Annotated in this window: 11 protein-coding genes and 1 rRNA gene; all 12 read right to left on the bottom strand. The window is 37.2% G+C overall.

What is annotated here, in order from left to right; genetic code table 11:
• A 16S ribosomal RNA gene (locus K0A91_RS01955) occupies positions 1 to 304 on the bottom strand; the annotation flags it as partial.
• A 502-nt stretch (positions 305 to 806) separates the two neighbouring features.
• The gene (rplS, locus tag K0A91_RS01950; RefSeq protein WP_295007609.1) at positions 807 to 1,166 is read right to left on the bottom strand and encodes a 50S ribosomal protein L19; all 360 of its coding nucleotides are present in this window, start codon (positions 1,164 to 1,166) and stop codon (positions 807 to 809) included.
• Positions 1,156 to 1,860, bottom strand: coding sequence for a tRNA (guanosine(37)-N1)-methyltransferase TrmD (gene trmD / locus K0A91_RS01945; RefSeq protein WP_295007607.1), 705 nt, complete (start codon positions 1,858 to 1,860; stop codon positions 1,156 to 1,158). The genes rplS and trmD overlap by 11 nt, the downstream gene beginning before the upstream one ends.
• Positions 1,860 to 2,399 carry a ribosome maturation factor RimM gene (gene rimM, locus K0A91_RS01940; protein ID WP_295007605.1) on the bottom strand — a complete coding sequence of 180 codons (540 nt, stop codon included), beginning with the start codon at positions 2,397 to 2,399 and terminating at the stop codon, positions 1,860 to 1,862. The genes trmD and rimM overlap by 1 nt, the downstream gene beginning before the upstream one ends.
• Entirely contained in the window at positions 2,380 to 2,619 is a 240-nt protein-coding gene (locus tag K0A91_RS01935) for a KH domain-containing protein (RefSeq protein ID WP_295007603.1), read from the bottom strand. The genes rimM and K0A91_RS01935 overlap by 20 nt, the downstream gene beginning before the upstream one ends.
• A gap of 1 nt (position 2,620) precedes the next feature.
• Positions 2,621 to 2,851, bottom strand: coding sequence for a 30S ribosomal protein S16 (rpsP, locus tag K0A91_RS01930; protein ID WP_294879932.1), 231 nt, complete (start codon positions 2,849 to 2,851; stop codon positions 2,621 to 2,623).
• Positions 2,852 to 2,974: 123 nt separating this feature from the next.
• Positions 2,975 to 4,321 (bottom strand): signal recognition particle protein, encoded by a 1,347-nt coding sequence (gene ffh, locus K0A91_RS01925; protein WP_295007601.1) that lies wholly within the window; start codon positions 4,319 to 4,321, stop codon positions 2,975 to 2,977.
• Between the two features lie 197 nt (positions 4,322 to 4,518).
• Positions 4,519 to 4,971, bottom strand: a complete 453-nt coding sequence (locus K0A91_RS01920) for a YaiI/YqxD family protein (protein WP_295007599.1) — start codon at positions 4,969 to 4,971, stop codon at positions 4,519 to 4,521.
• Positions 4,971 to 5,210 carry a GIY-YIG nuclease family protein gene (locus tag K0A91_RS01915; protein WP_295007619.1) on the bottom strand — a complete coding sequence of 80 codons (240 nt, stop codon included), beginning with the start codon at positions 5,208 to 5,210 and terminating at the stop codon, positions 4,971 to 4,973. The genes K0A91_RS01920 and K0A91_RS01915 overlap by 1 nt, the downstream gene beginning before the upstream one ends.
• Positions 5,211 to 5,220: 10 nt before the next feature.
• Positions 5,221 to 5,955 (bottom strand): RNA pseudouridine synthase, encoded by a 735-nt coding sequence (locus K0A91_RS01910; protein WP_295007597.1) that lies wholly within the window; start codon positions 5,953 to 5,955, stop codon positions 5,221 to 5,223.
• Between the two features lie 13 nt (positions 5,956 to 5,968).
• The gene (waaA, locus tag K0A91_RS01905) at positions 5,969 to 7,132 is read right to left on the bottom strand and encodes a lipid IV(A) 3-deoxy-D-manno-octulosonic acid transferase (RefSeq protein ID WP_295007595.1); all 1,164 of its coding nucleotides are present in this window, start codon (positions 7,130 to 7,132) and stop codon (positions 5,969 to 5,971) included.
• A 2-nt stretch (positions 7,133 to 7,134) separates the two neighbouring features.
• On the bottom strand, positions 7,135 to 7,848 hold the full coding sequence (locus K0A91_RS01900; RefSeq protein WP_295007593.1) for a C4-type zinc ribbon domain-containing protein: 714 nt from the start codon (positions 7,846 to 7,848) through the stop codon (positions 7,135 to 7,137).
• Positions 7,849 to 7,875: the final 27 nt, after the last annotated feature.

The following is a 7,875-nucleotide window of genomic DNA, read 5'->3' as shown; positions in this document are numbered from 1 at the left end:
CCTCTCAAACCCGCTACCCGTCATTGCCTTGGTGAGCTCTTACCTCACCAACTAACTGATAGGATATAGTCTGATCCCAAAGCGAAAAGACATTTCCCTTCATAACTTATGGTATGAAGGTATATCCGGTATTAATCACCGTTTCCAGTGGCTATCCCGGTCTTTGGGGCACATTAACTATATATTACTCACCCGTGCGCCACTCGTCAGCAAAGTAGCAAGCTACTTCCTGTTACCGTTCGACTTGCATGTGTTAAGCACGCCGCCAGCGTTCACTCTGAGCCAGGATCAAACTCTCCATAATTGAATTGTTTAATCTTTGCCCAAGATTTTAAAATCATTGGCTTTATGTTGCCATCATGTAATTTAATACTTGATGGACTTTTTATTCTGTATAGTATCTATACTATTGGGTATCTCTAAATTAATAGAGACCAAATAGAATAGACGGTTGTTGTTATTTAGTTATTTCTAAGTAAACTTATTAATGACCATCTAACTATTTCTAGTTATTAAAGTCTATTTACTTGCTTAGTTTTCAATGATCTCAAACCTAGATTTTTAAACCTAAACTTTAGGTCTCTTTGTTTGTGGAGGGGAATTATAGGGAAGTTATGCTTATTTAATTCTTAATCTTTAGGGAAATTTTCCTTTATACAATAATATGTAATTTTATATACAAAACTGAAAAATTTTATAATTTACGAATTTTAAACTATAGTATAGATTAAGATTGATTTTTATTAAAGAGTGCATAAAAGAGGTGTAATTAAAAGCGGGAATGGATGGTAAAAAAGCCTAGAAGATTATTTTCTTCTAAGCTCTTTAATACGAGCTGCTTTACCGGCAAGATCACGTAAATAGAATAGCTTAGCGCGACGTACACGACCGCGGCGAACTACTGTTATTTCATTAATAGAGTCGCTATAGATTGGGAATATTCTCTCAATACCTATACTGTTTGCACCGATTTTACGAACTGTAATAGTTTGACCAGTACCCTGACCTCTTTTTGCAATACAAACACCCTCGTAATTTTGTACACGAGTCTTGTCACCTTCTTTAATTGTTACCGCCAAACGAACAGTATCACCGGCACGAAAGTCTGGAATATTTTTCGCAGCTACTTGTGCTTTTTCAAAGTTTTCTATGTACTTATTTCTCATAAGATTTCCTTGTTCTGTGCTTTAAAAGCTGCTCTGGTCTGAAGAATTTGGTCTTACATTCAGACAGAGCTAATTTTAGTGAGCGGATTCTACTATGATTTCCCTTTAAGTATTCTGATGGAACACAATTGTTTTTATAATTTTCCGGTTTAGAGAAAGATGGAGCCTCTAGCAAATTGGTTTCAAAACTCTCTATGTTTAAAGAGTCGCTATTACCGAGGACGCCGTCTATATTTCTAGATATTGCATCGCAAATAACCAAAGAAGCCAGCTCTCCGCCGGTTAAAATATAATCACCAATGCTAAAGAGTTCATCAGCATACTTCTCGATAACTCTCTCGTCAATCCCCTCATATCTTCCACTCACAAAAGCTATATGGGATTTTTTTGCTAATCTTTTAGCATCATTTTGTCTAAAAGGCTTCGCAACAGGAGTTAAAAAAACTACATGTACATTTTTGTCTTTTGTTTTCAACTCGCTTAAAGCGTCATATAGAGGCTGTGGATTCATAACCATTCCGGCACCGCCACCAACAGCAGTATCGTCAACTTTGTTGTGTTTTGAGTTGCTAAAATCTCTCGGATTTAGGTACTCAATACTCAAAATATCTTTTTGAATCGCTCTTTTTAAAATAGAGTCTTGGAAATATCCCTCGACTATATTTTGAAATAGAGTTACAAATGTAAATTTCATTATGAAGCTTCTAGAATATCCATAGCACCGCTAACGGTTATGATTTTCTTTTCTATGTCGGTTTTTATTGTAAAAGGTTTGTTAAAAGGTATTAAAAAACTTTTTGCAAAACCCTCTTTTACCAAAGGCTCATCAGTTTTTACAAAAAGATAATTGGTAATAGAAATTCTGTCAACTTCATCAACAATGCCTAAAACTTTTCCATCTTCAACTACGCTACAACCCACTATATCAAACCAGAAATGTTCACCATCTTCTAAGCGGCACTCACTTCTTGTTCTCTCTATAGTTGTATATAGATGCTTATTTGTAAGTTTTTTCGCATCTTCTAACGAGTTGTACCCGCTGAACTTTACAAGACCTCTTTCAAGATTAACACTCTCAAGAGTTACACTCTCTTTTTCACTTATAAAAAAAGAGGTGCCTTTTTTAAACTGTTCAGGAAAATCACTTTTTATGTGAAGCTTCATTTCGCCTTTTAAACCGACACTTTTGCCGATTGTGGCGATATTTAGCAGATTACTTGATTGCTTCGACATTAATACGGTAACTTACACCATCTTTTGCTTTGCAGCCAGAGATGACGGTTTTTATCGCACCGATCATCTTGCCCTCTTTACCAATCAATTTACCGATATCGGCTTGATTTGCATAGAGGAGAATCTCGGTCGTTTCATCGCCCTCTTTTACCTCAACTCTTACATCATCAGGGTTAGATGCTATAAGTCTTGCAAATTGTGCGACAAAATCAGCTATCATCTTAGCGACCTGTTATCTTTTTAACACGATCGCTCATTTTAGCGCCAACACTTAACCAGTAATCTAATCTTTCGTTATCAACAACCATTGTCTTCTCTGCTACCATTGGATTATAATGTCCAATTAACTCAATCCAACCACCGTCTCTTCTTTTACGTGAGTCTGTTACCGCGATACGGTAAAAAGGTTGTTTTTTTCTTCCCATTCTAGTTAGGCGAATTACTGTTGCCATGTTTTGTCCTTCTCTGCGCTAGTCATATTTCAACTAGCTGTATATGTTAAATTTGCATTTTGAATGCAAATCTATAAGCTTCTAAAAGATTATAGATTTACTTTCTACATGTAGAAACAGAAGCTACCTTCTAAGTGCCCCTGCTCCGCCCATCTGTCCCATCATAGCTTGAAGATCTTTCATGCCGCTTTTGCCTGAAAATCTCTTAGCCATTTTACCCGCATTTTTAAACTGCTTAATCATACGATTAATCTCAACTTGGCTGAGCCCGCAGCCATTAGCGATTCTCTGCTTGCGTGAGTTGTTTAAAAGGTCAGGGTTTTCTCTCTCTTTCATCGTCATTGATGAAACCATTGCTTTGATTCTTTTAAGCTCGCCGGAATTATCAAGATCAAAATCTTTAAGTGCCTTGGACATATTTCCCATTCCCGGAATCATACCCATTAAAGACTTCATGCTGCCCATCTTCTTCATACTTTCCATCTGCTCTAAAAAGTCATTGAAATTAAACTCACCTTTTTTAATCTTTGAAGTAAGTTTTTTAGCCTGTTTTTCATCTATTACAGATGATGTCTTCTCGGCCAACCCCTCTATGTCTCCAAAGCCCATAAGACGGTTTACGACACGATCAGGCAAGAAAACTTCTAAGTCCTCCATCTTTTCGCCGCTACCGATAAAACGAAGCGGAACTTGAACCTGTGATGAGAGTCCAAGAGCAACACCGCCCTTTGAATCACCGTCATATTTACTTAAAATTACGCCGTCAATTCCAATTTTTTCTTTAAAAGTAGTTGCAGTTTTAATTGCATCTTGTCCAGTTAAAGAGTCTGCAACATAAAAAATCTCACTTGGATTTGCAGCTTTTTTAACAGCTTCAAGCTCGTTCATAAGTTCGTTATCTATCGCTAAACGACCTGCGGTATCTATAAGTACAACATCGTAAATACCGCTGTTTGCTTTTTGCAGCGCAGCTTTTACAACTTCGACTGGGCTTTTTGTACTCTCATCTTCGTAAAGTTCAACGCCTATTTGAGTTGTTATTTGACGAAGCTGCTCAACCGCTGCTAAACGCTGTAAGTCAGCCGCAACAACCATAACTTTTTTCTGTTTGTTTTTCAGATAAAGCGCCAGCTTACCTGTAGTTGTTGTTTTACCGGAACCCTGAAGTCCGGTCATAAGAATAACGGTCGGAGGTTTTGAGGCAAATATAAAGCCTCTGTTTCCGCCTATCTCTAAAAGTTCATATAGCGCACCCTTTAGAGCAGCCAAAAACTGATCTTTTCCGATTCCGTTTTTTCTAGTCTCTATCTGAACTTTGGCTATTAAATCTCTAACAACTTTATGGTTTACATCAGCTTTTAAAAGAGACTTCTTTAGCTCGTCAAGAGCCTTAGTGAGGGCTTTGTCGTCATCATGAAATCGAATTTTTTTAATAGCATTTGTAAACGAATCTGTTAATATATCAAACATAAGCCCTTCCTATTATAATCTCGTATTGCCTAAACAAGTCCAGACTTCACTCAGTCACTTGTGTGTTCTGTGCCATTTCAAAGCACAGAATAAAAGCTACGCCTTTGGCGAGAGTAAGTCTAAAAAACTATTATCGATACTTTACATTTAAGTGTAAAAAGTTGCGAATTTTATCTGAAAGTTACTTTAAGTTTGCTTTAATTTTTGCAATATTTAGTCAGAAACTTATGGAGCTGATTTGCAAACCGGTGAGCATCTTTTTGGTTGAATGGTTTTGGGCCTCTTGTCATCTCTCCGCCCTCTCTTATCTTTTCCATTAAATTCCTCATCGCCAAATATTGCTTAATATTGTCAATGCTATAAAGCTCGCCCCTGTGGTCAATCGCATGTGCATCTTTTGCTATAACTCTGTCGGCAAGCAGAATATCTGCCGTTATAACTAAATCCCCATCTTTTACCAGCTCTACTATATGGTTATCTGCCTCATCCGCACCCTGTTCTACTATGATATATGAGATAAGTTTAGATTTACCGATGGTTATATGTTTGTTTGAGACAACAAATGTTTCAATACGCAATCTCTCAATTTGGCGAAATATAATCGGCTTGAGCAGGTTTACAAATGCATCTCCGTCAACAAAAATACGCATTATTTTATAAGGGAGAGTTTTTGGATTTTTGAGAGCTGTTTGATTTGATGCTCTCTTTTTGAAGCGCTGCTTTTGTCAACGTGAGACTCAGAGTAGATTAGCTCTACCGGTCTTCTAGCGCGTGTATATTTTGCACCTTTTGGCGAGCTGTTGTGCTCGTCAACTCTTCTTGCTAAATCTGTTGTTATGCCGGTATATATAGTTCCATCACAACATTTTAACATGTAGATATGCCACATACTATTTTGGTTATTCAAAATGGATAAATGCCTTTGGTTCAGCTGCTACAAACTCCATATCAAAAAGTCTGACTTTATATGCATGAAGCATTACACGTTTTGCACGTCTTCCGCCGTACTGCTCATCACCGACTATAGGATGTTCTATATATCTTAGGTGAGTTCTTATCTGATGTGTTCTTCCATGATGAATAATACATTTGATTTTAGTCTTATTTCCGCTTACCAAATCCGGAAAAACCTCGGTTCTTGCAGGTTTGCCTTTTGATGAGACATTTGAAGTTGCACGATTATTCTTCTTTGTCGTCAAAATCGGTCTGTCTATCTCTACAGGCTCACTTATAATTCCCTCTACCCATGCGATATACTCTTTATAAACTCTGTCTCTTTTGAACTCTTGTATAGCTTTTTCTCTAAACTCTTCATTTTTTACAAGCATCAAAACTCCGCTTGTTTCGCGGTCAAGTCTGTGAAGAAGAACAGCAGGCTTAAACTGTCTCTCAATCTCATCTGAATTGACGTGCGCAGGTTTATCCACAACAACCAAATCATCATTCTCAAAAATCGGTCTTATTTTTTCAATCTTCTCTACCTTAAAGAGTGTTTTTGTATCGATGTCTCCGCGGGCAATCATTACCTTTTTATTTGCGGCATATACTAAACCGCGGTCTATCATCGACTTTGCTTCCGAGTTTGAAATTCCCTCTTGAGCTGCTAAAAGTTTATATGCTTTTTCTAATGCCATATCATTGTCCTTATTATTTTATTATTCTCTCTATTACAGGCTTTAAGTCTATCTTCTCTTCAACCATACTTGGCGGCAACTCTCTACATTTCACAAGCGCTTTATGTATCTCATCGCTCTCAACGTACTGAACATGATGAACATATTTAAAGAGCTCTTTTTGATGAAAAAAGTGTTTTCCTGTAATAATTTTACATCCGAAATGGGCAGGTTCAAGCGGATTGTGTCCGCCGACATCCTCTTTAAATGCACCGCCGAGTATTGCTATATCGCTGATTGCATAGATATTGTTCAACTCACCCATTGCATCGATTAAAATCAAATCTGTCTTAAACTCTCTATCCTGAGAAAATCTGCTTAGTGTCAGAGAGTTTTTATCTGCGTATTTTTTCATAAGCTCATATACTGCCTCAAATCTCTCTGGGTGCCTTGGAACAACGGCGAGCTTTGCATCACTCTGCTTTCTATACTCTACAAATGATTTTAAAACGCTCTCTTCTTCGCCATCATGTGTGCTGCCCGCTACTATCAACTCTACTTCAGGCTTTTTATACTCTTTTGTCTTAGCAATCTTGCCTGCGAGTTTGATATTTCCCATAACCTCTATGTTTTTTGCCCCGAGTGCTAGAAAACGGTTTTTGTCTGCCTCGCTCTGTGCATAAATTATCTCAACATTTGAGAGCAGTTTTTTATAAAACCATGCAAATTGAAGATACTTTTTTGCACTCTTCTCGGATATACGGGCATTTAAAAGAATTACCCTTGTTCCTTTAGCTCTTAAAACGCTAAATAGCATAAACCAGAACTCAGCTTCGAGTACAATTAGTATCTTCTGTTTCTTAGCCCAAAGTGGGATAAACATCTCATAAGGAAGGTATCTAACCTCTGCATCATACCTCTTGGCCTCTGAATGCCCTGTATGTGTTATGGTTGTTATCTTTATATCCTGATTGCCGAGAAACTCTAAAAGAGGTTTTAGCGCGCTTGCTTCACCAAGAGAACATACATGGAACCAGATTCCATTATCTTTTTTAAATCGTGGATTGTTAAAAAGAAAAAAACGAGACGGAATCGACTCTCTGTATTTTTGTTTAAATGAGAGATATACTAAAAGCGGCAGCGCTACAAAATATAGCACTACGCTCAATATGAAGTATAAGAGGGTAAACGGCTTCAAGCCTATTCTTTGTCAGTTTCCATATAGAGAATACGTCCGCAGTGTGGACAAGTTGTAATCTCCTCGGCTTTTATAACATCTGCGTAAATTTTGTCGTTGATAAGCATATGACAACCCATACATGCTTGATCTTCAACACGAACTACAGTAGAGTTTTTAGCCCATCTACGAATTTTTTGATAAAACGCAAGCCCTTTTTGGTTCATTTCAGAGATTAGTTTCTCTTTTTTTACAAAAACTTCTTGGCGAGATTTGTTGATAACTTCAAGCTTCTCATCTACTTCTGCTTTTATAGATGCAAGATTTGCATCAAGCTCTGTCAATGTTTTTCTTGCAGCTTCAACTTGCTCTGTTTTTAACTCAACAATTCTCTCAAGTCTCTCTATCTCTTCGTTTGCAAAAGTTACCTGCTCCTTGGCAATCTCCTCTTCTAGTTGAAGAGATTTCATTTCGCGCTCAGTCTTAACTTCGTTACTTTTTTTAGAATTATCTGAGAGTTTTTGCGAAAGCTCCTGCAAATGAAGTTCATTCTTCTTTTTTTTGAACTCTTCATCTCTGATTTCGTTAGTTAGGTTTTCTATGTCGGAGTCGATACTCTTTTTTTTAGCCAAAGCCGCTTCAAATTTATAGCTAGCTTCTTCTATTTGTGGTTCAAAAGCATCTATAGCTTTATCAATATGTGACAGGTCAATTAGCTGTTTTAGGTGAAGGTTCATTAATCTCCTTTTGGATTAAATAGTTGT

This window comes from Sulfurimonas sp. (genome assembly GCF_019429335.1).
Taxonomy (GTDB): Bacteria; Campylobacterota; Campylobacteria; order Campylobacterales; family Sulfurimonadaceae; genus Sulfurimonas.
The sequence above is the reverse complement of the archived record's forward strand: the minus strand, read 5'-3'. Positions and strand labels throughout refer to the sequence as shown.